The sequence below is a fragment of the Sinorhizobium sp. CCBAU 05631 genome, assembly GCF_002288505.1.
Lineage (GTDB): Bacteria > Pseudomonadota > Alphaproteobacteria > Rhizobiales > Rhizobiaceae > Sinorhizobium > Sinorhizobium fredii_C.
Genome location: NZ_CP023063.1, coordinates 3,072,463 through 3,098,716, shown reverse-complemented (window position 1 = coordinate 3,098,716; position 26,254 = coordinate 3,072,463). Strand labels below are relative to the sequence as shown.

Genomic DNA, 26,254 nt, shown 5'->3' with positions numbered 1-26,254 from the left:
CGCTCTCCAACGCTCCGCACCTGATCGCACGCAAAATTGCGGCTCGCAATAAAAAGCCGTGAGTTCAGCGCCTTCTGTCACAGGAACGGCAAATATAATCGATTAGAGTTGCGTTGACTTTCCCGGCTGGCCGTCGCAAGAAAGTGCCACACAAATCAAAACGGAGTCCGCAGGAAGCCGTGTCTAGATATCCTTTTTGCAAAGCGAAGCCGGGGTCGACGACGTTAGGAGCCATCCTCCTGTATTCCTTGGTACTTTCCGGTGCATTTCTCATTCCTGGCGAGGCTCGGGCCGACTTTCGCGTTTGCAACGGGACGCAGCAGCTGGTCGGCGTGGCGATCGGCTATCGCGCCAAGGACGGCTGGGTCACCGAGGGCTGGTGGCAGGTGCCGGCGACGACCTGCGCGACGCTGATCGAGGGCGAACTCCAGTCCCGCTACTACTATCTCTACGCGGAAGACGCGGCCAAGGGCGGCCGCTGGACCGGCGACATCAACATGTGCGTCGCCGAGAACGAGTTCAAGATCGTCGGCGTGCAGGACTGCTTTGCGCGCGGCTTCCAGCGCATGGGATTCAAGGAATATGACACGGGGCGGCAGGGGAGCTGGATGGTTCAGCTTTCCGATACGCCCGGCACGCAGGAAAGCCAGAATTGATGAGACGGAACAGAAAAGTCAAAATCCTCGCCACGCTCGGGCCGGCATCGTCCGAGGAGCAGATGATCCAGAAGCTGCACGAGGTGGGGGCCGACCTGTTCCGCATCAATATGAGCCACGCCAGCCATGAGGTCATGCGCACCCTCATCGAGCGGATTCGCAGTGTCGAAGCGCGCTGCGGCCGGCCGATCGGCATCCTTGCCGATCTGCAGGGCCCGAAGCTGCGCGTCGGCAAGTTCGCCGAAGGCAAGGTCGAGCTCAAGATCGGCCAGACTTTCACGCTCGACAACAGGGACGTGCCCGGCGACAACACGCGCGTCTTCCTTCCGCATCCGGAAATTCTGGAGGCGGTGAAGCCCGGCGACCGCTTGCTGATCGATGACGGCAAGCTGCATCTGCGCGCCGAGAAAACCGATGGCAAGAGCATCGTCACCACCGTGGTTTCCGGCACCAGGATTTCGGACCGCAAGGGCGTCAGCCTGCCCGATACGCTCCTCGGTGTCGGCGCACTGACCGATAAGGACCGTGCCGATCTCGACGCGGTACTTGCCACCGGCCAGGTCGATTGGGTGGCGCTTTCCTTCATCCAGCGCCCGGAGGATCTTGCCGAGGTCCGCAAGATCGCCCGCGGTCGGGTCGGGATCATGTCGAAGATCGAGAAGCCGCAGGCGATCGAACGCATCGACGAGATCATCGAGCTTTCGGACGCGCTCATGGTCGCGCGCGGCGATCTCGGTGTGGAGATGCCGCTCGAATCCGTGCCCGGCCTGCAGAAGCAACTGACGCGCGCCTGTCGGCGTGCCGGCAAGCCCGTCGTCGTCGCGACGCAGATGCTTGAATCGATGATCTCGTCGCCGGTGCCGACGCGCGCCGAGGTCTCGGACGTGGCGACCGCCGTGTTCGAAGGCGCCGATGCCGTCATGCTTTCGGCTGAATCGGCCTCCGGCGAATACCCGGTCGAGGCGGTCGCTACCATGGCCTCGATCGCCAGCAACGTTGAACGCGACCCGCATTATTCGGGCATCATCTACGCCCAGCGCACGCCGCCGGAGGCCACCGGCGCCGACGCCATCTCACTTGCGGCGCACCAGATCGCCGAGACGCTCAACCTGGCGGCGATCGTCACCTACACCTCGTCCGGCGCCACCGGCCTGCGCGCCGCGCGCGAACGCCCGCAGGTGCCGGTCATCGCCCTTTCGCCGATCGTCCAGACGGCCCGCCGCCTCTCGGTCGTCTGGGGTCTGCACTGCGTCGTCACCGAGGATGCGACCGACCTCGACGACATGGTCAACCGCGCCTGCCGCATTGCCGTTTCGGAAGGTTTCGGCAAACCCGGCGACCGGATCATCATCTCCGCCGGCGTGCCGCTCGGAACGCCCGGCGCCACCAACATGCTGCGCATCGCCTATATCGGCTCGGACGGACGTACCGGCGTATAAGCGAGTTCCTCGACCGGCTCCTCGACTCTCAGGCGGGCTTCGGCCCGCCTTGCGAATTCCTGGAGGTCGTGCGGCTCTCCGGAGATCTTCTCGATGGCAGCGACGACGAGGTCGGTCACGACATAATCCGGCTTGTGCCCCAGATTGCTGATCCACAGCAGCTCCGATCCCTTGATTGAGCTCGCCAGGCTGCGGGAATGGATATCGGCCAAAACGATGCCGTCCCGGTCACCGGTTATGATGACGGTCGGCGCGGAGATCTCCGCGTAGCGCGGCGACATCTGCGTGACGTAAGCGTGAAGATTGGCGACATCGACTGCATTGTTGAGAAAGGTGGCCGGCCTCAGGACGAGGTGTGGCGCAGTATTGGCGATGTAGTCCTTCGGGCGCGGATTGGGCGAGAATATGGCTTGCGTCACCCGGTCGATGCGCCTCAGCCCGATCGGAATGACGGCCGTGCTGGCGAACAGCCAGCCGACAAAAGGCATGGCAGCGAAGGTGATATGCCAGTCGACGCCTCCGGGCCACGGATGCGTCGCCGGCGCCAGCAGGACGACGCCTTCGGTTCTGTCCGGGTGGTGAAGCGCAAGGCTGGCGGCGATCGCGGCCCCGAAGGAGTGGCCGACGATGATTGCGCGGGAGATGCCGCGCTTGTCCATCAGCCGGACAATGGCGTCGGCCTGGCCGTCCGGCCGGGCATTGGCCGGCCCGCCGCGCTCCGAATAGCCGTGTCCCGGCCGATCGACGAAAAGCATCTCGGCACGGCCATCGAGCGCCGGCTGGAAGGCGTGCAATTGGTCGAGAAGATTGCCTCCGGCTCCGTGAATGAAGACGATCGGCGGCAGATCCGCGGTCCCGTGGGACCGGATGTGGACGCAGTTCATGCGGAAACCGCCGACATCGACCAGTTCGCCGCTGTTCGGGAAGCGAGCGGCAATCCTGCGTGCCTGCCAATAGCTGTGGGCGACCGCGGCGAGAATGAGAATGGCGAGAATCAGAAGGGCAAGGAACATCCGTCGGTCATATCAGAGCGGCTGCGATAGGGCAGAGGTCGCCGATCAGGTCCGGCTGCCGGCGAGCTTCTCGGCGAGTTCCCCGAATTGCTCCTGGGCCTTGCGGTCGGAGGGGTAGATATCGAGGAATTGCTGCCACGCCCGCATCGCCAGCTCGTTCTTGCCGGCGGCCTCCAGCATGGTCGCCATGCCGGCGATCGCCCCGAAATGCCGGGGTTCGATGGCAAGCACGCGGTTTATGTCGGACATCGATTTGCGATAATTGCCCATCTGGAAATGCAGCGTCGCGCGGCGGTTCCAGCCTTCGACATAGCCGGGGGCAAGCACGATGACCTGGTCGAGGATGTCGAGCGCCACTGTTTTCTTGTCGTCGGTGATCGCCTTGTCGGCCGACTGCATCAGAAGGTTCACCGTGGCGCTGCCGGACTCCTGCCACTCGAGGCGAATGCGGTCGGCAAGTTCCCGTGCCTTGCTCTCGTCGCGCTCCTTCTTGAGGTCGAGGAACAGGGCGTCCAGGCGTTGCTCGGGTGTGGCGAGACTTGCCGCCTCCGGCCGGGGGGCGGGTTCGGCAGCCTGCGACAGGGCCGCGGTTGCCGGGACGATCAGGGCCAGAATCAAAGGTAGAAAAAAGCGCATGGCGGACATCGTAGCCCGCCATGAAACAAGATCAAAATCAAATGTGACGGAGGATCACCGAAGCGACCGACGTTCAGGCCGGCGGCAGAAGCCGCCCGAGGGCATCAGCCCTGACGTGCCTTGAAACGCGGGTTCGACTTGTTGATGATGTAGACGCGACCCTTGCGGCGAACCAGGCGGTTTTCGCGGTGACGGGTCTTCAGCGACTTGAGCGAATTCTTGATCTTCATTTTTCCTGATCCGCAGGTTTCGGGGAATGAAAATTCGCCCGGTAATTCCAACAATCAAAAGCGCGCCATTCAGCGCGCTCTTCAAGTAGGCAGGCACATAGCGTGTCGCCCCCATCCTTGTCAACCGCAGGACCGCGGGATTTCGACAGCTGCGCGCGCGTTCCTGGGCCACTCGGTTCAGCTGAGGCGGGTGAAATGCCCCATTTTGCGGCCGGGGCGCGCCTCGGCCTTGCCGTAGAGATGGACCAGCACGTTCGGGTCGCCGAGCAGAGCGGGCAATTCGGCGATCTCGTCGCCGATGAGGTTCTGCATCACGCAGTCCGAGTGACGCGAGGCGTCGCCGAGCGGCAGGCCGGCAATCGCGCGGATATGCTGCTCGAACTGCGAAACGACGCAGGCGGCTTCCGTCCAGTGACCGGAATTGTGGACGCGCGGAGCGATCTCGTTGGCGACGACGCTGCCGTCGGCAAGCACGAAGAATTCGACACCGATGACGCCGACATAGCCGAGCGCTTCGAGAATGGCGGTCGCAGCCTTGCGGGCAGCCTCGGCGGTCGAGGCGGCAACCGATGCGGGCACGGTCGAGGTGTGGAGAATGCCGTTCCGATGGACATTTTCCGCCGGATCGAAGCAGGCGGTGGCGCCGTCAGGGGAGCGTGCGGCGATGATCGAGATTTCCCGCTCGAAGGCCACGAAGCTTTCGAGGATCAGCGGGACTCCGCCGAGGGCGGCGAAGGCGTCGGAAGGATTGTCCTTGCCGGAGCGGAAGACGCGCTGCCCCTTGCCGTCATAGCCGAGGCGGCGGGTCTTCAAAACGCCGGAGCCGTCGAAGTCGGCAAGCGCCGCTTCGAGGTCGGCCTGGCTGTCGACGGCGTGGAAGCCGGCCGTGGCAATGCCGCAGCCATTGATGAACCGCTTCTCGACCAGCCGGTCCTGCGCGACTTCCAGCGCCTTCGGTGGCGGGAAGACCGGCCGCGATGCCGCCAGCCGCTCGGCCGCGGCGACGGGGACGTTCTCGAATTCGTAGGTGATCAGATCGGCGGTCCGGGCGAGCTCGTCGAGCCCTCGCGGATCGTCATAGGCGGAAACAATCTGGGTGTTCGCCGCCTGGGCGGCGGGACAGTCCGGCTGCGGCTCGAGAATGACTGTGCGGAAATTCAGCCGCGCAGCCGCCATGGCGAGCATGCGGCCGAGCTGGCCGCCGCCAATGATTCCAATGGTCTTCATGCCTGGTCTACCGGGTACTCGGCGACCGAAACGGTCTGCTGCTCACGCCAGTCGTCGAGACGGTCGGCGAGGTCCTCGTCGCTCAGCGCCAGGACGGCGGCGGCGAGCAGGGCGGCGTTGACGGCCCCGGCCCTGCCGATCGCCAGTGTGCCGACAGGAATGCCGGCCGGCATCTGCACGATCGAGAGCAGGCTGTCCTGGCCCGAGAGAGCCTTCGACTGTACCGGGACGCCGAAGACCGGCAGCGGCGTCATCGCGGCGCACATGCCCGGCAGATGGGCCGCCCCGCCGGCGCCGGCAATGATCACCTTGAAGCCCTCGTCGCGCGCGCCCTTGGCGAAGCGGACCAGCCGGTCGGGTGTCCGATGCGCGGAAACGATGCGCGCCTCATAGGCGATATCGAGGGCCTCGAGCGTGTCGGCCGCATTCTTCATCGTCTCCCAGTCCGACTGGCTTCCCATGATGATGGCGACGGGCGGGGTCGTGGTTTCGGTCACGTCTATCAGGATCCGTTCAGGCTATGATGTCGGGGATGATCTGATCTTCGATCTTGCTGATCTTGTCCTTGATGGCCAGCTTCTTCTTCTTCATGCGCTGGATGCGCAGGGCGTCGCAGCCGGTTTCGATCATGGCATTGATGGCGACGTCATAATCTTCATGTTCCTGCCTCAGGCGCGCTATCGTCAGTCTGAGTTCGGCCTGGTCCTGGTCCGGCATGCAAAACGATCCCCATAAGCCCGGCTGCGTCCATGCCGCGAACCGGAATTTCCTGCGCCGCGCTCTATCACATCTTGGGCGGTGACGGGAAGTTATCCGACGTCATCATTTCGCCTTCGACAAATGAAAAATGGCATGGCACACTGGTAAGGTTACAACCATGGAACATCCGGCATTTGCGTGCCGGATGCAAGCAAAAGGAAGGGACTGCCAATGACCATTGAGGCTCATCTTGCAACGCTTGAGAAAAAACATGGCGCCCTGGAACAGGAGCTGCATGAAGCGCTGAATTCTCCCTCCTGCGAGGACGAGTTGATCAGCGAACTCAAGCGTCGGAAGCTGCGCATCAAGGACGAAATCGAAAGACTCCGTTCCTCGACACACTGATTGCGAACGGTATTTCCCGCGCTTTCGGGAGGCGTCGTCTTCGTGAAGGAGAAACGACGCGAAAGGTCAACAACAATCCCATATATGACGGATCGCTCGACCGGGCCTAAGGCCCGGTCCGCTTCTTCGGCGACTTCCTTAACGGCCGCCGCGGAGCGGGCGAATGTAAGCCGTCAGGACCAGAACTGGTCGAGCCATAGATTGAGCCGGTCGAAGCCCGGCCTGTGGATGGCGTAAATGCGCCTGGTGCCGCTTGTCGACACCGATACGAGATTGCAGTCGAGCAGCGCCTTCAAATGCTGCGACACCGCCGGCCGGCTGATCGGCAGCCCTTCGGCGAGTTCATTGACAGTCTTGGGCGCGCGCCGCAGCTCCTCCAGCAGATAACGCCGGTTCGGATCCGCAATGGCATCGAATGGGTCCGCGATCGTCATGACGGGACGTTAGGCGAATTTCCTGCGACCGGCAAGAAAATTGTGCATTGCGATATGCCGCATTGCTTTGCAGCATTATTCGAGCGGAGCAAGGCTCGCTCAGCCGGCGGACAGAAGGCTGGTTAGCCCCTCCCAGACAAGTCTAGATCCGGCGATGAAAGCCATGGTGTACATAAAGGGATAGAACACCTGCGGCTTCATGCGGCGCACGATCCATGCGCCGCAGGCCGTTGCGACCATCGCCAGAGGAAAGAGGGTCGCCGATGTCATGAGGTTGCTGGTGTCGAGCTGCCCGAGCGCGAAATAGGGAATGAGTTTCACCGCATTGAGCGTTGCGAAGAAGCGCACGATGGTGCCGGTATATTCGCGCGGGTCCAGCTTCAGCGGCAGGGCGTAGATCTGGAAAGGCGGCCCGCCGGCATGCGCGACGAAGCTGCCATATCCTGCAAAGCTTCCCCATAGCGCCGCAGGGCCCAGACGGTGCTGCTTCGGAAGGATCGGCGTGCCGCTGCGGCTGCGCCAGACGGTGTAGACGTAACGCAGCACGAACACGACCGTTATGGCGCCGATGATCAGCCGCAGCGCATCGCGCGGCACGTAGGCCGACGTCGCCCAGCCGATGGCGATGCCGGCCAGCGCGCCGGGCAAGAGCATGGTGAGCGTCTTCCGGTCGCCGTGCTTCCGCCAGATCCATAAAGAGACGATGTCCATTGCGATGAGAATGGGGAGGAGCAACGCCGCCGCCTGGACCGGCGAGACCGCCAGCGAGAGGATCGGAACCCCCATCAGCGATAGCGCCTCTCCCATGCCTCCCTTGCTGAGGCCAACGAGCAGGACCGCCGGCACGGCGACCAGATAGAAGTCGAGATCGGGAAGCATAGGCGGCGGTTGATCCTTTGATCATCTCCGTCTATCGGTTTTCCCGATTGAAATCGAGTGGCGGATTTCCGCCCTCGAGCGGGCTTCGCCAGGAACGAACGACATGAGCAATACCGATAACCGCTGCCGCCTTGTGCTGATCGCGCCCGACATGCCGGATGCCGCCGAGCGCGCGAAGATCCTTGCGGATGCGCTGAAAGGCGGCGACGTGGCCTCCGTCATTGTTCCGCAATATGGCCTCAACGAGACGGATTTCCAAAGGCACGCCGAGGCGCTGGTGCCGGTGATCCAGCAGGCGGGTGCGGCGGCGCTGATCGAAGGCGATACGCGGGCCGCCGGCCGAGCCAAGGCCGATGGTCTTCATATCGCCGCCGGTGCGGACGTGCTTGGCGAGGCGATCGAGCGGCATACGCCGAAGATGATCGTCGGCGGCGGCAATGCGACCGACCGCCACCACGCGCTCGAGATCGGCGAACTCCGGCCGGACTACGTGTTCTTCGGCCGCACCGACGGCGACATCAAGCCGGAAGCGCACCCGAAGAATCTGGCGCTCGCGGAATGGTGGGCATCGATGATCGAAATTCCCTGCATCGTCATGGGCGGCACCGATCCGCAGTCCGCGCTTGCAGTGGCCGAGACCGGCGCCGAGTTCGTCGCGCTGCGTCTCGCGGTCTTCGCCGAGTCGGGCCAGGCGCCCTCCGTGGTTGCCGCCGTCAACGCCTTGCTTGACGAAAAAGCGCCACGGTTTGAAGATTAGACGTGGCGATGCTGAGCCGATCCCCCCTGAAACGAAGCCGGTTCGCGACCCTTGTCGTCGCCGTCACTCTGGCCGCCTTGCCGGCTCGCGCCGAACAGCCGCCGGCACCTGCGGATGAGGGCATCGTCCCGAAACGGGGCCGGATCACACCCTTTAACGGTGCGGCGCTGCCGGAAGGCGCCGAAAAGCCGGCGAAGGGCGATACGAACGCCAAGCCCAAGAAAGACGACGAAAAACCCTCCGGAGGGGTCAACGTAATCGACCGCATGGGGGCCGAACTTCCGGCGCTTCCGGCCGAAAAGCCGTTCGCCGGCAAGGTGGACGAGGCCTATGGAGCCTTCCAGCGCGGCTATTACCTGACGGCAATGGACCTTGCGCTGCCGCGCGCCCAACTCGGCGATCCGGCGGCCCAGACGCTGGTCGCCTCGATCCTCGAGCAGGGCCTCGGCGTCGCGCGCAACCCCAAGGATGCGGCTTTCTGGTACGGCCAGGCGGCGAACAATGGCGATCCGGCGGCGATGTTCAAATATGCGCTGATCCTGATGGAGGGGCGCTATGTCAAGCGTGACCGCAAGGCCGCCGACGAACTGATGAAGAAGGCCGCCGATCTCGGCAACGCGGCCGCCCAGTTCAACTATGGGCAGACGCTAGTTGCCGACGCACCCGGCCAGAAGGGCCTGAAGGCGGCGATGCCCTATTACGAGAAGGCGGCCGAACAGGGCATTGCCGATGCGCAATATGCGCTTTCGCAGATCTATCTCAATGTCGAGGGCATCGACGACGGCAAGCGGGCGCGTGCACGCGAATGGCTGGCCCGGGCGGCGCGCGCCGGCTACGACACCGCGCAGCTCGACATGGCGATCTGGCTGATCGAAGGGATCGGCGGCGACCGCAACCTGGACGAGGGCTTTGCCTGGATGAAGCGGGCAGCCGAGGGCGGCAACGTGGTTGCGCAGAACCGGCTTGCCCACCTCCTCGTCAATGCCATCGGCACGCGGCCCGATCCAATCGAGGCAGCGAAGTGGTACGTGCTGTCGCGCCGGGCGGGGCTCAAGGACGATGCGCTCGAGGATTTCTATCTCGGCCTCAACGACTCGCAGCAGAAATCGGCGCTCGCGGCGGCGAACAAGTTCCGCTCGTCCTGAGCCTAGATTCGACCGGCGCCATGTATTTCGCTTGAACTCTTGGGGTTTTTGTGGTCTTGAAGCCGCGGTTTTGTCCGCGGCCCCTCATGCCATCTCCGCGGGCGGAGTGACTTCTCACTCGGTTTTTTGACGACGGTTGCGTCTTCGCCGACCCTTTACGAGGGCGGGCCGTCAAGCAGGTTCAATGTCCGGTCGAGACGGCTCGGCCGGCCTTCGCTTTCAGAGGATTGCCCTATGGCCCGTTCTGCCCTTCTCAATGTCATGGTCCAGGCGGCCTTCAAGGCCGGCAAGTCGCTGGCGCGCGATTTCGGCGAAGTACAGAACCTGCAGGTGTCCTTGAAGGGGCCGAGCGACTACGTTTCCCAGGCAGACCGCAAGGCCGAGCGGAGCATCCGCGAGGATCTCCTGAAGGCCCGCCCGACCTACGGCTTCCTCGGCGAGGAAGGCGAGGAGATCAAGGGCACCGACGGCGCCCATCGCTGGATCGTCGACCCGCTCGACGGCACCACAAATTTTCTCCACGGCCTTCCGCATTTCGCCATCTCGATCGCGCTGGAGCGCCAGGGCGAGATCGTCGCTGCGGTGGTCTTCAATCCGGCAACCGACGAACTCTATACGGCTGAGCGGGGTGGTGGCGCCTTCCTGAACGACCGGCGGCTGCGCGTCGGCGCCCGTAAGGTCCTGTCCGACGCGGTGGTCGGCACCGGCACGCCGCATCTCGGCCGCGGCAATCACGGCAAATATCTCATCGAGCTCCGCCACGTCATGGGCGAGGTTGCCGGCATTCGCCGCTTTGGCTCCGCCTCGCTCGACCTCGCCTATGTGGCTGCCGGTCGCTTCGACGGCTTCTGGGAGCGCGATCTCGCTGCCTGGGATATCGCCGCCGGGGTCCTGCTCGTTCGCGAGGCCGGCGGCTGGGTCACCGACATCGACGGCGGCAGCAAGCCGGTCGAAGACGGCTCGATCATCTGCGGCAACGAATATATCGCCAAGGCGCTGCGCGAGGTCATCCACCGCCCGGTCCCAACGAAGTAGGGCCGCCCGGCCGCGTACACGTGTCTTCCGGTCCGCGTTCGACATAAGGCATTGGAATCGAACATTTCTGCTCCTTTGCAGCGTTGCGACCCGACCTCCCTGGAGGGGGGCGGCGCATTCCTGGGCCGGCTCTGCCGTTTTCCCTTCAATTTGGCGCAAAGTTCCACTAGTCTCCGGGCCGATAGGATGGTCTCCGGCCATCGGCGGCATCGTTCGGCCGAGATCGCTATTGATTTCGAGAATGATCCGCTACTTCAAAGAGTTGCAGCAACCGGCGCTTGTGCGGACAGGCGCAGGAGCGTGCCGCAAACCGGGAGATTGGCAAACGCATGACGAAACTCAGTCTGTCCGGCTGGCGTGGGCAGGAAGTGGCGGAGGAGAACTATAATCCGCATAAGCTTTCGAGCCCCATGCCCTACTTCTGGACGATGGTCATTTTCCTGATCATCGTCGGTTTTGTCGCGGCGATCCTCTTCCGGCAGGCACGCGAGGCCTTCGTCGGCAATCCCGGCCTCAACGGGCTGATCCTTGGGGTGCTGCTGATCGGCATTCTGCTGGCTTTCAACCACGTGCTCGGCCTCAGGCCCGAAGTGCGATGGTTCAATTCATTCCGCGCCGCTGGCAGTGCCGACAAGGTCGGGCGCGATCCGGTGCTGCTTGCACCCATGCGGGCGCTGATCGGCGGGCGCCAGACGACGGCGATTTCGACGATCGCGCTCCGCTCGATCCTCGATTCCATCGCCACCCGCCTCGACGAGTCGCGCGACATCACCCGTTATCTTGCCGGCCTTCTCGTTTTTCTCGGCCTGCTCGGCACCTTCTGGGGCCTTCTCGGCACGATCGGCTCCATCAATACCGTCATCCAGTCTCTCGACGCCGGTTCCGGGACGACGGAGGACCTCTTAAGCTCGCTGAAGAGCGGTCTCTCGGCGCCGCTGACCGGCATGGGCACCGCCTTCTCGGCCTCGCTGTTCGGCCTTTCCGGTTCGCTGATCCTCGGCTTCCTCGATCTCCAGGCCGGCCGCGCCCAGAACCGTTTCTACACGGAACTTGAGAACTGGCTTTCCTCGGTGACCGATGTCGGCTCCGGTTTTTCGGCGCCGATCGAGACGACCGGCGGCGCACCGGCGGAGGAAATGCGGCGCGTCGCCGACCAGCTCTCCCGCCTCGCGCAGGACGGCGGCGTCAACCAGCGCACGACGGCAGCGATGGCGAGCCTCGCCGAGGGCATTCAAGGTCTCGTCAAGAACATGCGCGGCGAGCAGCAGATGCTACGCGACTGGATCGAGGCGCAGCAGGAGGAGGCGAAGTCGATGCGAAAGACGCTCGACCGGCTGACCTCGCGCATCGGCCAGGCCGACCGGATCGCCGTCAACAGCGAGAGGGCCACCTCGCAGGCGAAGCTCAGCCACGCCGACGAAAGCGGGGGTGATTGATCCATGGCTCTCGCCCGAAGGGGCCGCAATCCGCGGACGATCAACTACTGGCCGGGCTTCGTCGATGCGCTGTCGACCTTGCTCATGGCGATCATGTTCCTGCTCAGCGTCTTCGTCACGGCTCAGTTCCTGATGGGGCGGGAGATCACCGGCAAGGACGAGGTGCTGAACCGGCTGAACAGCCAGATCAACGAACTGACCCAGCTTCTCGCCCTCGAGAAGAGCGGCAAGCAGGATCTCGAGGATTCGCTTGCCAATCTCCAGGCCTCGCTTGCCCAGTCAGAGGGCGAGCGGTCCCGCCTTGAAGCGCTGCTTGATCAGGGGGCCGGCAGTACCGATGCGGCCAATCAGAAACTCGGCCGGTTGGGCTCGGAGCTCGAAAACGAAAAGCAGGTCAGCGCCCGCGCGATGAGCCAGATCGAGCTCTTGAACCAGCAGATCGCCGCGCTGCGCAGCCAGATTGCCGCCATCGAGGGCGCGCTTCAGGCTTCCGAGGCGAAGGATCAGGCTTCGCAGGCGAAGATCGCCGACCTCGGCCGCCGGCTGAACGTCGCGCTCGCCCAGCGCGTGCAGGAACTCAATCGCTACCGCTCGGACTTTTTCGGCCGCTTGCGGGAAATCCTCTCCGACCGCGAAAATATCCGCATCGTCGGCGACCGGTTCGTCTTCCAGTCGGAAGTGCTTTTTTCCTCGGGCAGCAGCGACCTGAACCCCGAGGGCCAGGTGGAAATGGCCAAACTCGCCACGGCGCTGCTCGACCTTGCCAGGGAAATTCCGGCCGAGATCAACTGGGTGCTGCGCGTCGACGGCCATACGGACAACGTGCAGCTCTCCGGCACCGGCCGCTTTGCCGACAATTGGGAACTGTCTTCGGCGCGCGCCACTTCGGTCGTCAAGTTCCTGATCTCCAAGGGCGTGCCGGCCGACCGCTTAGTGGCGGCCGGATTTGGCGAATACCAGCCGATTGCGGCCGGGGAAAGCCTGGAGGCGCGGGCGCAAAATCGGCGTATCGAGCTCAAGCTGACCGAAAAATAGACGAGCGGCCCCCGCTTGAATTGACCTTGACGTATGCGTAAGAGTTGCTGGTCGAGGGATGTTGGGGGAGAGCGCCTTGATGGATTGCGATGTGCTGGTCATCGGTGCCGGCCTCGCCGGGCTCGTGGCGGCGTCCGAGGCGGCGGCGCTTGGCCGCAAGGTCATCGTTCTCGACCAGGAAGGCGAGCAGAATCTCGGCGGCCAGGCCTTCTGGTCGCTTGGCGGCCTCTTCTTCGTTGACAGTCTAGAGCAGCGGCGCATGGGCATTCGCGACAGTCATGAACTCGCCGCCCAGGACTGGATGGGATCGTCGCAGTTCGACCGGCCCGAGGATCACTGGCCGCGCCTGTGGGCCGAGGCCTATCTCGATTTTGCCGCCGGCGAGAAGCGACGCTGGCTGCATGCGCTCGGGCTGCGCTGGTTTCCGGTGGTCGGATGGGCCGAACGCGGCGGTGGTCTTGCGCATGGCCACGGCAATTCGGTGCCGCGCTTCCACATTACCTGGGGCACCGGCCCGGCGGTGCTCGAACCCTTCATCCGGCTGACGCGGCAGGCGGAGAGCCGGGGCCTTGTCCGTTTCCGCTTCCGCCACCGGGTCGACGAACTCGTAACGACGGACGGTGCCGTGACCGGCGCGCGCGGGGCAATCCTCAAGGCGGATCCGGTCGGCCGCGGCGAGCGCAGCTCGCGCGATGAGATCGGCGATTTCGAGATCTCCGCCGGCGCGGTGGTCGTCAGTTCGGGCGGCATCGGCGGCAATCATGAGCTGGTGCGCCGCAACTGGCCGCGCAAGCGGCTCGGCCAGCCGCCAGCCTCCATGGTCAGCGGCGTGCCGCACCACGTCGACGGCCGGATGCTGGACATCGCGGCTAAGGCGCGCGGCTCCGTCATCAATGCCGACCGCATGTGGCACTATACCGAGGGCCTCAGGAACTTCGACCCGATCTGGCCGGACCACGGCATCCGCGTCCTGCCGGGCCCGTCCTCCTTCTGGTGCGATGCCGATGGCAACCGTTTTTCGGCGCCGGCCATGCCCGGTTTCGATACGCTCGGGACATTGGCCGCGATCCGGCAGAGCGGCCATGACTATAGCTGGTTCATCCTGACGCGCGCGATCATCAAGAAGGAGTTCGCCCTTTCCGGGTCCGAGCAGAACCCGGATCTGACCGGCAAGAGCATAGCGCTTCTGCTGAAGCGGCTCGGCGCAAAGCCGACCGGCCCGGTGCAGGCCTTCATGGACAAGGGCGAGGACTTTGTCGTCAAGGACCGGCTCGAAGATCTTGTCGAGGGGATGAACAGGTTGACGGGCGATAACCGGCTCTCGGCGAGCCACCTCAAGGCGCAGATCGAGGCACGCGACCGGGAGATCGACAATTCGTTTTCCAAGGACGCGCAGGTTACCGCCATCCGCGGCGCGCGTGCCTATCGCGGCGACCGGCTGCTCCGCACCGCCAGGCCGCATCGTCTCCTGGACCCGAAGGCAGGCCCGCTGATCGCCGTGCGATTGCACATCCTGACCCGCAAGACACTCGGCGGTCTGCAGACCAACCTTGCCGGCCAAGTGCTGGAGCTTTCCGGCGATCCGGTGCCGGGCCTTTATGCGGCCGGCGAAGTCGCTGGCTTCGGAGGCGGCGGCATGCACGGCTACAACGCCCTCGAGGGCACTTTCCTGGGTGGCTGCATCTTTTCCGGCCGTGCCGCGGGGCGGGGCGCGGGCGGGGACGTTTGATCAAAGAATCTTATCATCGCGTTGTAATGCCCCTCACCCTAACCCTCTCCCCGTTTTGACGGGGAGAGGGGACTTGCGTGCCTACTGCCGGCCGCTTCCTCAGGCGATGGGTTGGAAGGCGCCGCCGCGAGTCTCCTTCGCCCCGTAAGCGGGGAGAAGGTGCCGGCAGGTGGATGAGGGGCAAACACCGGTCTCTCGTCAGTCCATCTGGATGTTTGCGTCGCGCACGACCGGTGTCCACTTCGCAAGCTCCGCCTTCACATGGGCGCCGAGTTCCTCGGGCGTCGAGCCGACGATCTTGGCGCTGAATTCCTCCATGCGCTTCTGGACCCCCGGATCGGCAAGCGCCTTCTTGGCCGACTCGTTCAGGCGCGCGATCACCGGCTGCGGCGTATTGGCCGGGGCGAAGAGCGCATTCCAGGTATAGGTCTCGTAGCCGGGGATGCCGGATTCGGCGATGGTAGGCACGTCCGGGAAGGAGGGGGCGCGTTCCGCCGTAGTCACCGCCAGTGCCCGGAGCGTTCCGGCCTTGATGTGGCTGGACGAGGAGGGCAGATTGTCGAACATGATCGGCACCTGGTTGCCGATGACATCGTTCAGCGCCGGGCCGGAGCCCTTGTAGGGGATGTGCTGCATCTCGACGCCGGCCATCGACTTGAAGAGCTCGCCGGATAGATGCAGCGGCGTGCCGTTGCCGGAGGACGCGTAGCTGTACTGGTCAGGCGATGCCTTGAGCAGCGCCAGCAATTCCTGCACCGATTTGGCCGGCAGCTCCGGATTGACGACCAGCACGTTCGGAACGACGACCAGCAGCGAGATCGGCGCGAAGTCCTTCTCCGGATCGTAGGGCTTCGTCTTCAGGATCAGCGGGTTCAAGGCGTGGGTTGCGACCGTCGCCATCAGGATCGTGTAGCCGTCCGGATCGGCACGGGCGACATTGGACGCCCCGAGATTGCCGCCGGCGCCGGCGACGTTCTGGACGATCACCTGCTGGCCGAGATCCTCGGACATCTTCTGGGCGATGATCCGGGCCACGACGTCGGTGGAACCGCCGGCGGCGAAGGGGACCACGAGCGTAATCGTCCGGTCCGGAAAACTCTGCGCCTGCACCGGGCCGCCCAAGGTCATGGCGGAAAGCGTGGCGATGCCGAAGGCAAGGGCGGCGCGGCGGGTCATGCTTAGAAATGGCATTACGGATATCCTCCCAATCTCGTCGAAGGCGCTGCCGGCAAAAGCCGGCCCCCTTACAATAGGGCTGCGCTTGCCGCGGGCAATGGCGGATCGAGAAACAATCACATCCGAGGGCCGCGTGGTTAACGCACGGTCTCAGGCCTGGGATGCGACAAACAATCCTTCCGCCCCGTGATCGAATTGAAGCCGCGCGAGCTTGGCATAGAGCCCGCCCTGGCGGATCAGCGATGCGTGGGTGCCTTCCTCGACGATACGGCCGTGATCCATGACCAGGATGCGGTCCGCCTTCAGCACCGTCGCCAGCCGATGCGCGATGACGAGCGTGGTGCGCTCCCGCATCAGCCCGTCGAGTGCCTTCTGCACCAGCGTCTCGCTCTCAGCGTCGAGGGCCGACGTCGCTTCGTCGAGGAGCAGGATCGGAGCGGCCTTGATGATCGCCCGGGCAATGGCGATACGCTGGCGCTGGCCGCCGGAAAGCGTCACGCCACGCTCGCCGACCAGCGTGTCATAGCCGCGGTCGAGCCTTGCGATGAACTCGTCGGCCTGCGCCGCAACGGCGGCCGCCTGTACCGCCTCGCGGCTCGCCGGACTGCCGAAGGCGATGTTGTCATGCACCGAGGCGGCGAAGATCGTCACGTCCTGCGGCACGATGGCGATCCGTTCGCGCAGGTCTTTCGGGTCGACGCTGCGGATGTCCATGCCGTCAACCAGCACGGTTCCCTTGATCGGGTCGTAATAGCGCAGCAGCATCGAGAACAGGGTACTCTTGCCGGCGCCGGAGGGGCCGACGATGGCAACGGTCTCGCCCGGCTCCACCGCGAGGCTCAGGCCTTTGAGGCTCTTGTAGTCGGGCCGCGCCGGATAGGCGAAGTGCACGTCGTCGAAGGCGATCGCCCCCTTCGCCGGCACGGGCATTGGGGCGGGGTGCTCGGGCGCGCGGATCTGCGGAACTTCGCTCAGGAGCTCGTTCAGGCGCTCGGCGGCGCCTGCGGCCTGCGAGATCTCGCCCCAGACTTCCGAAAGCGCTCCGAGGCTGCCGGCGGCAAAGACGGAATAGAGTAGAAACTGGCTGAGCGTGCCAGCCGAAAGCGTGCCGTCCAGCACGTCGCGGGCTCCGAACCAGAGCACCGCAACGACGCTGCCGAACACCATGGTGATGGCAAAGGCGGTGAGCGCCGAGCGGGCTCGGATCGCCGCACGGGCGGCGCCATAGGCCTCCTCCACAGCGGCGCCGAAGCGGTTATTGGCGCTCGCCTCGCCATTGAAGGCCTGTAGCGTGCGGGTGGCGGCGATCGCTTCGCCGGCATAGGCGGAGGCAGCGGCGAGCGTGTCCTGCGCCTGACGGGCGCGGCGCCGGACGGAACGGCCGAAGCCGACGAGCGGGAAGACGATGAGCGGAATGGCGGCGATCACCAGGCTCGACAGCTTCGGACTGGTATAGACCATCATGCCGATCGCGCCCAGACAGAGGATCAAGTTGCGCAGCGCAACGGATGCCGTGGCGCCGACCGCCGACTTGATCTGCGTCGTGTCCGCGGTCAGCCGCGAGACGATCTCGCCGGACTGGTTGACGTCGAAGAAGGAGGCGGAAAGGCCCGTGACCCGGGAGAAGACGTCGCGCCGGAGATCGGCGACGATGCGCTCTCCCAGCGAAATGACGAAGTAGTAGCGGGCGGCGCTCGCCAGCGCCAACACGATCGCCAGCACCATCAACATGGTGAAATAGGTGTTGATGAAGGCGGAATCGGAATTGGAGAAGCCGTGATCGATCATCCGGCGGACCGCCAGCGGCAGCGTCAGCGTCGTCACCGCGGCGATCGTCAGCGAGATGGCGGCGCCGATCGCAAAGTGGCGATAGCGCCTGACATAGGGCAGCACGGCTGCAAGCGGCCGGACGGACTTGCGCTCTCGTACTTGGTTCTCTTGTCTTGGCACGTGACCCCCGATCGCCTGCCACGGAGGGTCGATTAGTCTTCCGCGCGGCACTTGTTATCCCGCAGACCTTCATGTATAGGCACGGCATCGAATTGAAGAAGCCGTGGCCGAGAGCGGTCCGCGGCTCCATTTACGTGTTCGGTCCCAAAGTCGCAATGCCTTGCGACAATTGGACCCTGGAACTTTAGGAAGATTGTTATGAAGGCAGGCATCCATCCCGAATACCACACGATCAAGGTGGTCATGACCGACGGCACCGAATACGAAACCCGCTCGACCTGGGGTTCGGAAGGCGCAACCATGCACCTCGAAATCGACTCGAAGTCGCACCCGGCCTGGACCGGCGGCAACCAGCAGCTCGTCGACCGCGGCGGCCGCGTCTCGAAGTTCAAGAAGCGCTTCGAGGGCCTCGGCCTCTGATCGCTCGCGATATCGCGTTTCTGGAGCCCGGCAATGCCGGGCTTTTTTGTTGGCTGTTGTTGCCTTCTGGACGAAAGAGTCAGATGCAGGCTTTACGCAGGCGATCCTCTCGCTCGGCGGCTTGTGCATGGATTCTCGGCAAGCCCGAGAATGACGAAGAAGAAGGGGGCCGTTTTCGTCGGAGACGAGCGAAGGTTGACAGCACCTGTCGCTTACCCTCGTCTCAACTTAAGACCGAGCGTTGTCAAGGGGGTCCTCCTCGGGCTTGACCCGGGTAAAACCCGAGGATGACGGGAGAGTGAACCGCTGTCGAAAAAGGGGAGCGCACCTGCCGGCATCATACACCGCTTGATTTGCACTGAGCATTACCCAGAAGCGTCATCCTCGGGCTTGCCCCGAAGATTCACACACACGCACTCCTTTGCGTGCTGGCTCGGACAGGCAAGTGCGTGAGAAGAGAATGCAAGGACCATGCAAGACAGACCGCTGGGAAATTCGCGTGCCGCACGCACGAAAAACCCGGCGCGTGGCCGGGCCTCGAACTCTGCCGTGATTACCGTCGACGTCAGTTGCCGCCAAACGCTGTCTGCAAGAGCTTGATCTGTGCCTTGACGCCGTTCTGGTTGTCTGGGACGAAGGTCGTGGCCTCCTGCGGCCGGTAGATCTCGCGGTCGAGCAGGGCGACGCGGTTCTGCAGGCGAAGCGAGCGTTCGATCAGGTCGCGGAAGCTGTCGGGCAGATCGTTCCAGCCGGGCGCGCTGCGGTCGACATTGAAGCTGTCGAGGCGAACTTTGCTTTTTTCCGACAGGACCTGTTCGCGGCTCATCTCGCCATTGTTGACAGCGCGCTGTAGGAGGAGCCAGGAGGCCATCTGCATCAGCCGCGTCGTCAGCCGCATCGACTCGGCGGCGTAAAGCACCGAGGCCATACGCGGCAAGACCTTGGAGGCAGCACGGCCAGGACCATCGAGGTAGCTCGCCGTTTCCTCGACGAGGCCCATCCCTTCGGCATAGAGCGCCTTGAACTGCGCCGAGGACGCAGCGTGTCCTGCGAAACTGACGGTATTCAATCCTCTCTCGGACATGGCCTGTTTTTCCCTGGTTCAAAACGCATCACGATCAGGTAACGAAGTGGCTTTGGGAAAAGTTTCCTTGAGGCCCCTCTATGCTCGAAGAATGATCTGATACCGCATTCCGCGCAAGGGTATTCTTAAGAAAGGGTTAATCTCCACAATTCTTTGAAAACAGCTGTCGCGAAACAAAAAAAGAGCCGCGCGGGGCGGCTCTCAAGGTAAAACAGGGAGAAATCAGACCCATTCGCCAATCGGTGAAAATGTCTGAGTCCGGAAGACCGGATGACGGGAGAATTACAGAAAATGCCTAATATCCCGTTAAGCGGCTGTCCGCCGGCGCTCTCTGAGGCTTGTCTAGCTCTCAGCGGAAGAGGCCTTCGGCGGCCGATCGGCTCGCCGATTTTCGGGTGCGCTCCGCCTCCAGCCGGGCGATTTCCTCCGACAGCAGCGCAATGCGCGCGGTGAGTTCGTCGACGGAGAGCTGCGAAAGGTCGCTGCCGATCTCATGCGCGGTCTTCTTCTTCGGCTGATCGTCGTCAAACAGGCTCATCGGCTCTTTCCTCCGCTTCGGGATCGTCGACGGTGTCTCCCCGCGTCTCCTCGAAGGGTGCCGCGCGCGGAGAGAGCTGCAGGCTTTCCGGCGTCGTCGGTGCACCGGCATTGACCGGCGAGAAGGTCTCGCGCTCGGCGACGGGCACGGGTGCGCGCCGGCGGCTGCGGACGATCGCATAGGCCGTGATCAGCATATGCGCACAGGCGGTGATCATGAAGAGGCCATAGGGGCCCGTCGCAGTCATCACCGGGCCGCCGATCGTCGGGCCGATGATCGTGCCGATGCCGTAGAGCAGAAGCAGGCCGCCGGAGACCTTGACGAAATCCTCCGGTGTGGCGAAGTCGTTGGCGTGCGAGACGGCGATCGGATAGAGCGCGTTTGCCGCGGCCCCGTAGACGGCAATCAGCGTCAGCACGATCCAGACTTGGCCCGGCTCGACCAGGAAGAGCATGAGCCCGGCAAGCGCCCCCACACCGGCCAGAACGGCGAGCACATAGCGGCGGTCGACGCGGTCGGAAATTCGGCCGGCGGGCAACTGCATGACCGCCCCGGAGAAGATCGCGACGCTCATCATCGCCGCGACGGTGCTGTCGGAAAGACCCGCCTGGCGGCCGAAGACGGCGCCGAGCGTGCCGAAGGCCCCGTTGGCGATGCCGATCAAGAGGATGCCGAGGAAGGACACCGGCGAATTGCGGTAAAGGCCGCGAAGGTCGAGCCGCACCTGCTTGAGCGGCGTCGGCGAGGCGGCCTTGGACAAGAGCGTCGGCAACATCGCGACGCAGTAGAGAATGCCGCAGATCATGAAGAAGAATGTGGTCGTCGTCTCGCCGAAGGGGATCATCATCTGCCCGCCGACGACGCCGAAGAGGGTGATGGCGATATAGAGGGAGAAGATTACGCCGCGGCTTTCATTGGTGGCGCGCTCGTTCAGCCAGCTTTCGATGATCATCGACGTGCCGGCGGTCGAGAAGCCGGTCAGCGCGCGCAGGACCAGCCACCAGATGGGGTCGATCATTATGCCGGTCAAAAGGGAAACGATGGCAATCAGCGCCGTGAAGACACTGAAGGCCCGAACGTGCCCAATGCGCTTCACGACATTGGGGGCGAAGAAGCAGCCGAGCACGAAGCCCGAAGCCCAGGACGTGCCGATCAGGCCGAGAATCGTGGTCGGGTATCCTTCCGCCGTGCCGCGCACCGGCAGGAGCAGACCCAGCAGACCGTTTCCTAGAAAGAGGAACAGAGTGCCGAGCAACAGCGCGGCGACGGGGAGCAGGTTGTTTCTCATTGTTCCATCCGAAATCGTTCTGCGACCGGCAATTCGCGGCGGCATGTCGTGCCGTTCAACTGGAATCGCTGCCGCCGGTCATTGCAAATCGGCGGCGAAAACAATAGCCCTCTATGCGTCGAAAAGTGACGGCCGTATGACGTTGCAACCGTGGCCGCGGAATTCTCCGGAATAAATGAATGTCGAAGGCACTGACGCTTCTCCTCTTCGTCGCCATGTGTGTGCACATCATCAAGCCGCTCGGATATCCCGGTCTCAGGCAGCGCCGGGATTTCTGGAAGATCGCCGTCTTCGCCATCGCCGTGATGATGGTCACGGTGTTCGTCCGGCCGTAGCCGCAGTTGCACTCACCTGCCGCGGATAGAACATGCGCAGGGAATGCGCGACCGCACGACGTTCCCTTAGAAACAGCTAACCTTTGAGGACAGGGCTACACTTGCGCGCAAAATGCCCGAAGTCTGCGCACGACATGTAGTCAAGAAAAGGTTAAATTACCGTGCTCGGCCACAAGATGAAAATCGAGGCACTCTTGGAACGCCGCCTGACCGCCATTCTCGCTGCCGATGTCGTGGGCTACAGTCGCCTGATGGGAACCGACGAGGCGGGGACGCTGGCCGCCTTGAAACGGCATCGCCGCGAGTGCCTGGAGCCGAAGATCGCCGAACACAAGGGGCGCATCGTCAAGCTGTCCGGCGACGGCATGCTGATCGAATTTTCGAGCGTCGTGAATGCGGTGGCCTGTGCGGCCGAGATCCAGCGCGGCATGCTCGTTCGCAACGAAGGCCTGCCGAGGAGCCGGCGCATCGAACTCAGGATCGGCATCCACCTCGGCGACGTGATCGTTGAGGAGGGCGACATCTTCGGCGACGGCGTCAACGTTGCGGCGCGGCTCGAGGGGCTCGCCGATCCCTCCGGCATTGCGGTATCCTCGTCGGTGCGCGACCAGGTCGGCTCGCGGTTGGACCTCGGCTTCGTCGACAAGGGCGAATACAGCCTGAAGAACATCGCGCCGAATATCCGCGTCTATACGGTCGCGCTCGGCGAGGCGGCCGCCCGGCAGGAAACGGAGCCGCCCGACGCGACGCTCGAGGCCGGCTACGAATTATCGATCGGCGTCCTGCCCTTCACCAATATGAGCCACGATCCGGAGCAGGAATATTTCTCCGACGGCATCACCGAGGACATCATTACCGATCTTTCGAAGATCTCGCGCCTGCATGTCGTCGCCCGCAACACCGTCTTTACCTACAAGGGCAAGCCGGTGAAGGTGAAGCAGATCGCCCAGGAACTCGGCGTCCGCTTCATTCTGGAAGGCAGCGTCCGCAAGGTCGGCGAACGTGTCCGCATCACCGGCCAGCTCATCGATGCGCATACGGGCGGGCACCTGTGGGCCGATCGCTATGATCGTGATCTCACCGATATCTTTACCATCCAGGACGAGATCACGCATGCGATCGTCGCCCAGTTGAAGATCAAGCTGCTGCCGGAGGAGAAGAAGGCGATCGAGAGCGATCCGACCACTTCCGTGGAAGCCTATACCTATTATCTGCGTGGCCGGCAGTTCTCGCATACCTGGACTCGGTCCTACCTGCTGCTTGCCCGCCGGATGTTCCTGAAGGCTGTCGAACTCGATCCGAACTATGCGCGCGCCTACGCGGGCATCGCCGAATGCGAATGTGCGATCAGGGATTGGCACGAAAAGGAGTTTCCGCTCGAGAGCATCTTCGAGATGAGCTCCAAGGCACTGGCGCTCGACCCAAACCTGGCGGAAGCGCATGCCTCACGCGGGCTGGCATTGACCCACGACGGGCAGACGGAAGAGGCCGGCCGCGAATTCCGCCAGGCTCTGGCGCTGAGTCCGTCGCTCTATGAGGCCAATCTTTATTATGGCCGCTTCCTATTTGCGCAGGGCCGGTTTCAGGAGGCGGTGCAGTTCTTCAAGCGGGCGGCGGAAATCCGCACCGACGACTATTTCTCACCAATTCATTTGATGAACTGCTATCTCTCGCTCGGAATGGAATCCGAGCGCCAGCGCTGGGCGCGGATCGGCATCGAGCGGGCGAAAACCGCGCTGGAGCGGCACCCGGAAAATGCGAGCCCCGCCCATCGCGGGGCCTTGGCGCTCGCGCATCTGGGCGAAGGGGAGCGCGCCAAGGAATGGGCGGCGCGAGCGCTGGCGGTCGATCCGGACGATATCGTCGCGCAATATAACGCGGCCTGCGTCCATTCCTTGTTGGGAGAGAGCGAGCGCGCGCTCGATCTGCTGGAAGCCGTCGTTCCGCAGAGCTCCAGCTACCATCTCCTCTGGTTCAAGCAGGACTCCGATCTGGATCCGATTCGCGATCACCCCCGATTTCGGGCACTTCTCAAGTCGATGAGGGATTGCACGCCCGAGACGCGCTGATCCGGCGGGCCTTCTGCATGTCTCCTTAAATCGACCTCGATCTGAGGACAAAGACATGCAGCAATTCAAAGTGCTACAGCGACCTTACGCGTCTGATAAGACGCGCGGCGCTGTAGTGCTCAGACCTCGATCGACCCGCGCATCACCGCCACGCAATTGCCCGAAACGCTGACCTCGCGGACCGTGCCGTTCTTCTTGTTGACGCGGACCGTTATGACGCTGCGGCGGCCCATTTCCACGCCTTGCTCGATGACAATCTCGATTTCCGCATCCGCCTGCGGCAGAAGCGAAGCGAGATAGGCGCCGAGCGCCGCCGAGGCGCTGCCGGTCGCCGGATCCTCGATGACATTGTCGAGCGGCGCGAACATGCGAGCCCTGATCTGCCAGGGGCGCTCGGGCGTGCGCGCATAGAGAAACAGGCTGAAGCTGTCATCGGCGAGTGGGTAACGCGCATTCGCTTCATGGAAGGCGCTGACATCGGGCCGTGCATTCGACAGGGCGGCGACATCCCTGACTTCGGCGGCGGCAAAGGCGAGGCCGACCGAGACACGCACGGCGGGATGAGTGCGTTCGCTCACGTCCTCCGGCCGGAGTGAGGCGCAGGCGGCGACGGTCGCAGCGTCGATGACCGGTCCGATGCTGAGCGGCCGGGGAGCGACGATGCGCGCGCCGGCAATGGCGTCACCGTCGCCGAGAAGGGCAACCTCGACCAGCCCGGCCTTCTCTTCGAAACGCAGTTTGTCGCCGGGCCTTCTGCCGAAGATCTCCCCCTGTTGACCGAGCACGAAGGCGGTGCCGACATTCGGATGTCCGGCAAAGGGAATTTCGGCGGTCGGCGTGAAGATGCGCACACGGGCGGTGTTCGCCGGATCATCCGGCGGCAGCACGAAGGTGACTTCGGAATAGCCGAATTCGGTGGCGATCGCCTGCATCTGCTCGTCGCTCAAGCCCCGTGCATCGGGGATGACGGCGAGCTGGTTTCCGGTGAAGCGTTCGGCGGTGAAGACGTCAACGGTGACATAGGAGACGGATTTCATTGCAGTTCCCCGGCAATCGGCAATGGCGCTGATGTAAAAGCGTTATCGGCCCGCCGAAACAGCAAACTTGTCTCCCTGACAATTGGCCCCGAATACTACAGCGCCGTGCGTCTTAGCAGACGCACAAAGGACGCCGTAGCACTTCGAATTGCTGCATGTTTTTGTCCTCAAATCGGCTACGATTTGAGGAAACATGCAGTAAGGCCCGGCGACATCGCTGCCGCCGGGCCTTCTCCTCGCTCCCTTTAACTCTTTGTCCGCTCAGGCTTACCCATCAGGCGGCCTGTTCGAGGTCCTTCTTCCAGCTGCCCTTGGCGGCGAGGCTGCACATCTTGGCGCGATGCGAGAAGGCGCGCTGGCCGGCGGCGACGTTCTCCGGCTTGCCGTTCCAGGCGTTGAGCGCTTCCTGCTGCAGGGCGCGGCCATACGAGAAAGTCAGCTTCCAGGGCAGGTCGTGCGCCGTGTTCATGGCCGAGAGATGCGCGGTCGCCTCTTCCGTCGACTGGCCGCCGGACAGGAAGGCGATTCCGGGGACAGCGGCCGGCACGGTGCGCTTTAGTACCTTGACGGTGCGCTCGGCAACGTCTTCGACCGAAGCCTTGCGGGCCTTCTTGCCGTCGATCACCATGCTCGGCTTCAGGATCATGCCTTCGAGCTTCACACGCAGGTCGCCCAGTTCCTCGAAGACGGTGCGAAGTACCCATTCGGTTACTTCTTCCGAACGCTCGATCGAGTGGTCGCCGGGGGCGCCGTCCATGAGCACTTCCGGCTCGACGATGGGGACGATCCCGGCCTCCTGGCAGAGCGTCGCATAGCGGGCAAGCGCATGGGCATTGGCCTTGATGGCGCCGAAGCTCGGCAGGGTTCCGGAGATTGCGATGACGCCACGCCATTTGGCGAAGCGGGCGCCCGCTTCATAATACTTGGCGAGGCGGGCGGCGAGGCCGTCGAGGCCCTCGGTGACGGTCTCATTAGGGAAATGCGGCAGGGGCTTTGCGCCGGTGTCGACCTTGATGCCGGGGATCGAGCCGGCGTTCTTGATGACGTCGACGAGCGCGGTGCCGTCGGCGGCCTTCTGGAACAGGGTTTCCTCATAGAGAATGACGCCGGAGATATAGTTGCGCATCGCCTCATCCGAGCGCAGCAGCATCTCGCGATAGTCGCGGCGCGAGGTCTCGGTGGACTCGAGGCCAATGCTATCGAAGCGCTTCTTGATCGTTGCGGTCGACTCGTCGGCAGCGAGCAGGCCCCGTCCGTTGGCGACCATGGAAACCGCAATATCTTCCAGTCTTTCGCTCATCTTTTTCTCCTACACAGAGCGCCGAACGCAGCGGAGCGGCGCAAGAAACCGTTTCGGTCTGAGGGCGCAAGAAACATCCTCGCGTCCGACTGCATGCCTCCGTAAGCCGTCGCCGATTTACGCAAGGAAACATGCAGGAATTCAAAGTGCTACAGCGGCCTTTGCACGTCCTAAAGACGCGCGGCGCTGTAGGTACGCAGCGCGCGATAACAGAAGATACTGTGCGGGAAAATGGCAGTAAAATCGACTAAAACGATTTAAAAAAATTTAATCGTTTGAAATGTCACAATTTTTTGAGGCGC

At 63.5% G+C, this 26,254-nt stretch carries 26 protein-coding genes and 1 pseudogene; 12 read left to right on the top strand and 15 right to left on the bottom strand.

Going from position 1 to position 26,254, the window contains the following annotated elements; genetic code table 11:
• Window positions 1-284 precede the first annotated feature (284 nt).
• Both SS05631_RS15235 and pyk read left to right on the top strand, forming a co-directional pair.
• A pseudogene (locus SS05631_RS15235) lies at window positions 285-656 on the top strand (DUF1036 domain-containing protein); the annotation flags it as partial.
• On the top strand, window positions 656-2,095 hold the full coding sequence (gene pyk / locus SS05631_RS15230) for a pyruvate kinase (protein ID WP_037420214.1): 1,440 nt from the start codon (window positions 656-658) through the stop codon (window positions 2,093-2,095). The pseudogene SS05631_RS15235 and the gene pyk, both read left to right, overlap by 1 nt.
• Here pyk and SS05631_RS15225 read toward each other — a convergent pair.
• The 6 genes from SS05631_RS15225 to SS05631_RS15200 form a co-directional block, all read right to left on the bottom strand.
• Window positions 2,062-3,108: an alpha/beta hydrolase gene (locus SS05631_RS15225; RefSeq protein ID WP_037420211.1), complete on the bottom strand. Its 1,047-nt coding sequence runs from the start codon at window positions 3,106-3,108 to the stop codon at window positions 2,062-2,064. The two genes, pyk and SS05631_RS15225, sit on opposite strands and share 34 nt — an antisense overlap.
• A 45-nt stretch (window positions 3,109-3,153) precedes the next feature.
• On the bottom strand, window positions 3,154-3,753 hold the full coding sequence (locus tag SS05631_RS15220) for a hypothetical protein (protein WP_037420208.1): 600 nt from the start codon (window positions 3,751-3,753) through the stop codon (window positions 3,154-3,156).
• A 95-nt stretch (window positions 3,754-3,848) separates the two neighbouring features.
• Entirely contained in the window at window positions 3,849-3,974 is a 126-nt protein-coding gene (ykgO, locus tag SS05631_RS15215) for a type B 50S ribosomal protein L36 (protein ID WP_012709334.1), read from the bottom strand.
• Between the two features lie 177 nt (window positions 3,975-4,151).
• A complete protein-coding gene (locus SS05631_RS15210) occupies window positions 4,152-5,201 on the bottom strand; it encodes a 5-(carboxyamino)imidazole ribonucleotide synthase (RefSeq protein WP_037420205.1) in 1,050 nt (349 codons plus the stop codon).
• Window positions 5,198-5,662 (bottom strand): 5-(carboxyamino)imidazole ribonucleotide mutase, encoded by a 465-nt coding sequence (gene purE / locus SS05631_RS15205; protein WP_037420361.1) that lies wholly within the window; start codon window positions 5,660-5,662, stop codon window positions 5,198-5,200. The genes SS05631_RS15210 and purE overlap by 4 nt, the downstream gene beginning before the upstream one ends.
• Before the next feature lie 52 nt (window positions 5,663-5,714).
• On the bottom strand, window positions 5,715-5,918 hold the full coding sequence (locus SS05631_RS15200; protein WP_012709331.1) for a DUF465 domain-containing protein: 204 nt from the start codon (window positions 5,916-5,918) through the stop codon (window positions 5,715-5,717).
• Between the two features lie 213 nt (window positions 5,919-6,131).
• Between SS05631_RS15200 and SS05631_RS15195 the strand changes: the two genes are divergently transcribed.
• A complete protein-coding gene (locus tag SS05631_RS15195; RefSeq protein WP_014765888.1) occupies window positions 6,132-6,305 on the top strand; it encodes a DUF465 domain-containing protein in 174 nt (57 codons plus the stop codon).
• A 173-nt stretch (window positions 6,306-6,478) separates the two neighbouring features.
• Here the strand turns inward: SS05631_RS15195 and SS05631_RS15190 are convergent, their stop codons facing one another.
• Both SS05631_RS15190 and SS05631_RS15185 read right to left on the bottom strand, forming a co-directional pair.
• Entirely contained in the window at window positions 6,479-6,739 is a 261-nt protein-coding gene (locus SS05631_RS15190) for a metalloregulator ArsR/SmtB family transcription factor (protein ID WP_037389169.1), read from the bottom strand.
• 99 nt (window positions 6,740-6,838) lie between these two features.
• The gene (locus tag SS05631_RS15185; RefSeq protein ID WP_037420201.1) at window positions 6,839-7,618 is read right to left on the bottom strand and encodes a sulfite exporter TauE/SafE family protein; all 780 of its coding nucleotides are present in this window, start codon (window positions 7,616-7,618) and stop codon (window positions 6,839-6,841) included.
• Between the two features lie 103 nt (window positions 7,619-7,721).
• On the opposite strand from SS05631_RS15185, the gene SS05631_RS15180 reads away from it, so the two are divergent.
• The 6 genes from SS05631_RS15180 (at window position 7,722) to SS05631_RS15155 (ending at window position 14,755) form a co-directional block, all read left to right on the top strand.
• A complete protein-coding gene (locus SS05631_RS15180; RefSeq protein ID WP_037420198.1) occupies window positions 7,722-8,375 on the top strand; it encodes a thiamine phosphate synthase in 654 nt (217 codons plus the stop codon).
• An 8-nt stretch (window positions 8,376-8,383) separates the two neighbouring features.
• Entirely contained in the window at window positions 8,384-9,520 is a 1,137-nt protein-coding gene (locus SS05631_RS15175) for a tetratricopeptide repeat protein (protein ID WP_037420358.1), read from the top strand.
• Window positions 9,521-9,754: 234 nt separating this feature from the next.
• Window positions 9,755-10,555 (top strand): inositol monophosphatase family protein, encoded by an 801-nt coding sequence (locus tag SS05631_RS15170; RefSeq protein WP_037389161.1) that lies wholly within the window; start codon window positions 9,755-9,757, stop codon window positions 10,553-10,555.
• A gap of 329 nt (window positions 10,556-10,884) precedes the next feature.
• The gene (locus tag SS05631_RS15165; RefSeq protein ID WP_037420195.1) at window positions 10,885-11,991 is read left to right on the top strand and encodes a MotA/TolQ/ExbB proton channel family protein; all 1,107 of its coding nucleotides are present in this window, start codon (window positions 10,885-10,887) and stop codon (window positions 11,989-11,991) included.
• 3 nt (window positions 11,992-11,994) lie between these two features.
• Window positions 11,995-13,026: a peptidoglycan -binding protein gene (locus tag SS05631_RS15160; RefSeq protein ID WP_037420192.1), complete on the top strand. Its 1,032-nt coding sequence runs from the start codon at window positions 11,995-11,997 to the stop codon at window positions 13,024-13,026.
• Between the two features lie 79 nt (window positions 13,027-13,105).
• Window positions 13,106-14,755: an FAD-binding dehydrogenase gene (locus tag SS05631_RS15155; protein WP_083854101.1), complete on the top strand. Its 1,650-nt coding sequence runs from the start codon at window positions 13,106-13,108 to the stop codon at window positions 14,753-14,755.
• Between the two features lie 198 nt (window positions 14,756-14,953).
• Here the strand turns inward: SS05631_RS15155 and SS05631_RS15150 are convergent, their stop codons facing one another.
• Both SS05631_RS15150 and SS05631_RS15145 read right to left on the bottom strand, forming a co-directional pair.
• A complete protein-coding gene (locus SS05631_RS15150) occupies window positions 14,954-15,946 on the bottom strand; it encodes a tripartite tricarboxylate transporter substrate binding protein (protein ID WP_037420184.1) in 993 nt (330 codons plus the stop codon).
• Between the two features lie 135 nt (window positions 15,947-16,081).
• The gene (locus SS05631_RS15145; protein WP_095678008.1) at window positions 16,082-17,881 is read right to left on the bottom strand and encodes an ABC transporter transmembrane domain-containing protein; all 1,800 of its coding nucleotides are present in this window, start codon (window positions 17,879-17,881) and stop codon (window positions 16,082-16,084) included.
• Window positions 17,882-18,079: 198 nt separating this feature from the next.
• Between SS05631_RS15145 and rpmE the strand changes: the two genes are divergently transcribed.
• Window positions 18,080-18,301 (top strand): 50S ribosomal protein L31, encoded by a 222-nt coding sequence (rpmE, locus tag SS05631_RS15140; RefSeq protein ID WP_012709319.1) that lies wholly within the window; start codon window positions 18,080-18,082, stop codon window positions 18,299-18,301.
• A 565-nt stretch (window positions 18,302-18,866) separates the two neighbouring features.
• Here rpmE and SS05631_RS15135 read toward each other — a convergent pair.
• The 3 genes from SS05631_RS15135 to SS05631_RS15125 form a co-directional block, all read right to left on the bottom strand.
• A complete protein-coding gene (locus SS05631_RS15135) occupies window positions 18,867-19,385 on the bottom strand; it encodes a DUF1465 family protein (protein ID WP_037420109.1) in 519 nt (172 codons plus the stop codon).
• 349 nt (window positions 19,386-19,734) lie between these two features.
• Window positions 19,735-19,923, bottom strand: a complete 189-nt coding sequence (locus SS05631_RS15130) for a DUF1192 domain-containing protein (protein WP_037420106.1) — start codon at window positions 19,921-19,923, stop codon at window positions 19,735-19,737.
• Complete coding sequence (locus SS05631_RS15125; protein WP_037420103.1) at window positions 19,910-21,211, bottom strand: MFS transporter; 1,302 nt, start codon at window positions 21,209-21,211, stop codon at window positions 19,910-19,912. Before SS05631_RS15125 ends, SS05631_RS15130 begins: the two co-directional genes overlap by 14 nt.
• Window positions 21,212-21,390: 179 nt before the next feature.
• On the opposite strand from SS05631_RS15125, the gene SS05631_RS15120 reads away from it, so the two are divergent.
• Together SS05631_RS15120 and SS05631_RS15115 are read left to right on the top strand one after the other, a co-directional pair.
• On the top strand, window positions 21,391-21,546 hold the full coding sequence (locus SS05631_RS15120) for a hypothetical protein (RefSeq protein WP_083854097.1): 156 nt from the start codon (window positions 21,391-21,393) through the stop codon (window positions 21,544-21,546).
• Window positions 21,547-21,707: 161 nt separating this feature from the next.
• Window positions 21,708-23,615, top strand: a complete 1,908-nt coding sequence (locus tag SS05631_RS15115; RefSeq protein ID WP_083854096.1) for a tetratricopeptide repeat protein — start codon at window positions 21,708-21,710, stop codon at window positions 23,613-23,615.
• Between the two features lie 119 nt (window positions 23,616-23,734).
• Here SS05631_RS15115 and SS05631_RS15105 read toward each other — a convergent pair whose 3' ends face one another.
• Together SS05631_RS15105 and SS05631_RS15100 are read right to left on the bottom strand one after the other, a co-directional pair.
• Entirely contained in the window at window positions 23,735-24,652 is a 918-nt protein-coding gene (locus SS05631_RS15105) for a PhzF family phenazine biosynthesis protein (RefSeq protein WP_037420100.1), read from the bottom strand.
• A 274-nt stretch (window positions 24,653-24,926) separates the two neighbouring features.
• The gene (locus SS05631_RS15100) at window positions 24,927-25,952 is read right to left on the bottom strand and encodes a class I fructose-bisphosphate aldolase (protein ID WP_037420097.1); all 1,026 of its coding nucleotides are present in this window, start codon (window positions 25,950-25,952) and stop codon (window positions 24,927-24,929) included.
• Window positions 25,953-26,254: the final 302 nt, after the last annotated feature.

Bases quoted from the DNA above. Each gene is read 5' to 3' on its own strand.
- pyk (WP_037420214.1), top strand. From the start codon at position 656: ATGAGACGGAACAGAAAAGTCAAAATCCTCGCCACGCTCGGGCCGGCA.
- SS05631_RS15225 (WP_037420211.1), bottom strand. From the start codon at position 3,108: ATGTTCCTTGCCCTTCTGATTCTCGCCATTCTCATTCTCGCCGCGGTC.
- SS05631_RS15220 (WP_037420208.1), bottom strand. From the start codon at position 3,753: ATGTCCGCCATGCGCTTTTTTCTACCTTTGATTCTGGCCCTGATCGTC.
- ykgO (WP_012709334.1), bottom strand. From the start codon at position 3,974: ATGAAGATCAAGAATTCGCTCAAGTCGCTGAAGACCCGTCACCGCGAA.
- SS05631_RS15210 (WP_037420205.1), bottom strand. From the start codon at position 5,201: ATGAAGACCATTGGAATCATTGGCGGCGGCCAGCTCGGCCGCATGCTC.
- purE (WP_037420361.1), bottom strand. From the start codon at position 5,662: ATGGGAAGCCAGTCGGACTGGGAGACGATGAAGAATGCGGCCGACACG.
- SS05631_RS15200 (WP_012709331.1), bottom strand. From the start codon at position 5,918: ATGCCGGACCAGGACCAGGCCGAACTCAGACTGACGATAGCGCGCCTG.
- SS05631_RS15195 (WP_014765888.1), top strand. From the start codon at position 6,132: ATGACCATTGAGGCTCATCTTGCAACGCTTGAGAAAAAACATGGCGCC.
- SS05631_RS15190 (WP_037389169.1), bottom strand. From the start codon at position 6,739: ATGACGATCGCGGACCCATTCGATGCCATTGCGGATCCGAACCGGCGT.
- SS05631_RS15185 (WP_037420201.1), bottom strand. From the start codon at position 7,618: ATGCTTCCCGATCTCGACTTCTATCTGGTCGCCGTGCCGGCGGTCCTG.
- SS05631_RS15180 (WP_037420198.1), top strand. From the start codon at position 7,722: ATGAGCAATACCGATAACCGCTGCCGCCTTGTGCTGATCGCGCCCGAC.
- SS05631_RS15175 (WP_037420358.1), top strand. From the start codon at position 8,384: ATGCTGAGCCGATCCCCCCTGAAACGAAGCCGGTTCGCGACCCTTGTC.
- SS05631_RS15170 (WP_037389161.1), top strand. From the start codon at position 9,755: ATGGCCCGTTCTGCCCTTCTCAATGTCATGGTCCAGGCGGCCTTCAAG.
- SS05631_RS15165 (WP_037420195.1), top strand. From the start codon at position 10,885: ATGACGAAACTCAGTCTGTCCGGCTGGCGTGGGCAGGAAGTGGCGGAG.
- SS05631_RS15160 (WP_037420192.1), top strand. From the start codon at position 11,995: ATGGCTCTCGCCCGAAGGGGCCGCAATCCGCGGACGATCAACTACTGG.
- SS05631_RS15155 (WP_083854101.1), top strand. From the start codon at position 13,106: ATGGATTGCGATGTGCTGGTCATCGGTGCCGGCCTCGCCGGGCTCGTG.
- SS05631_RS15150 (WP_037420184.1), bottom strand. From the start codon at position 15,946: ATGCCATTTCTAAGCATGACCCGCCGCGCCGCCCTTGCCTTCGGCATC.
- rpmE (WP_012709319.1), top strand. From the start codon at position 18,080: ATGAAGGCAGGCATCCATCCCGAATACCACACGATCAAGGTGGTCATG.
- SS05631_RS15135 (WP_037420109.1), bottom strand. From the start codon at position 19,385: ATGTCCGAGAGAGGATTGAATACCGTCAGTTTCGCAGGACACGCTGCG.
- SS05631_RS15130 (WP_037420106.1), bottom strand. From the start codon at position 19,923: ATGAGCCTGTTTGACGACGATCAGCCGAAGAAGAAGACCGCGCATGAG.
- SS05631_RS15125 (WP_037420103.1), bottom strand. From the start codon at position 21,211: ATGAGAAACAACCTGCTCCCCGTCGCCGCGCTGTTGCTCGGCACTCTG.
- SS05631_RS15120 (WP_083854097.1), top strand. From the start codon at position 21,391: ATGTCGAAGGCACTGACGCTTCTCCTCTTCGTCGCCATGTGTGTGCAC.
- SS05631_RS15105 (WP_037420100.1), bottom strand. From the start codon at position 24,652: ATGAAATCCGTCTCCTATGTCACCGTTGACGTCTTCACCGCCGAACGC.
- SS05631_RS15100 (WP_037420097.1), bottom strand. From the start codon at position 25,952: ATGAGCGAAAGACTGGAAGATATTGCGGTTTCCATGGTCGCCAACGGA.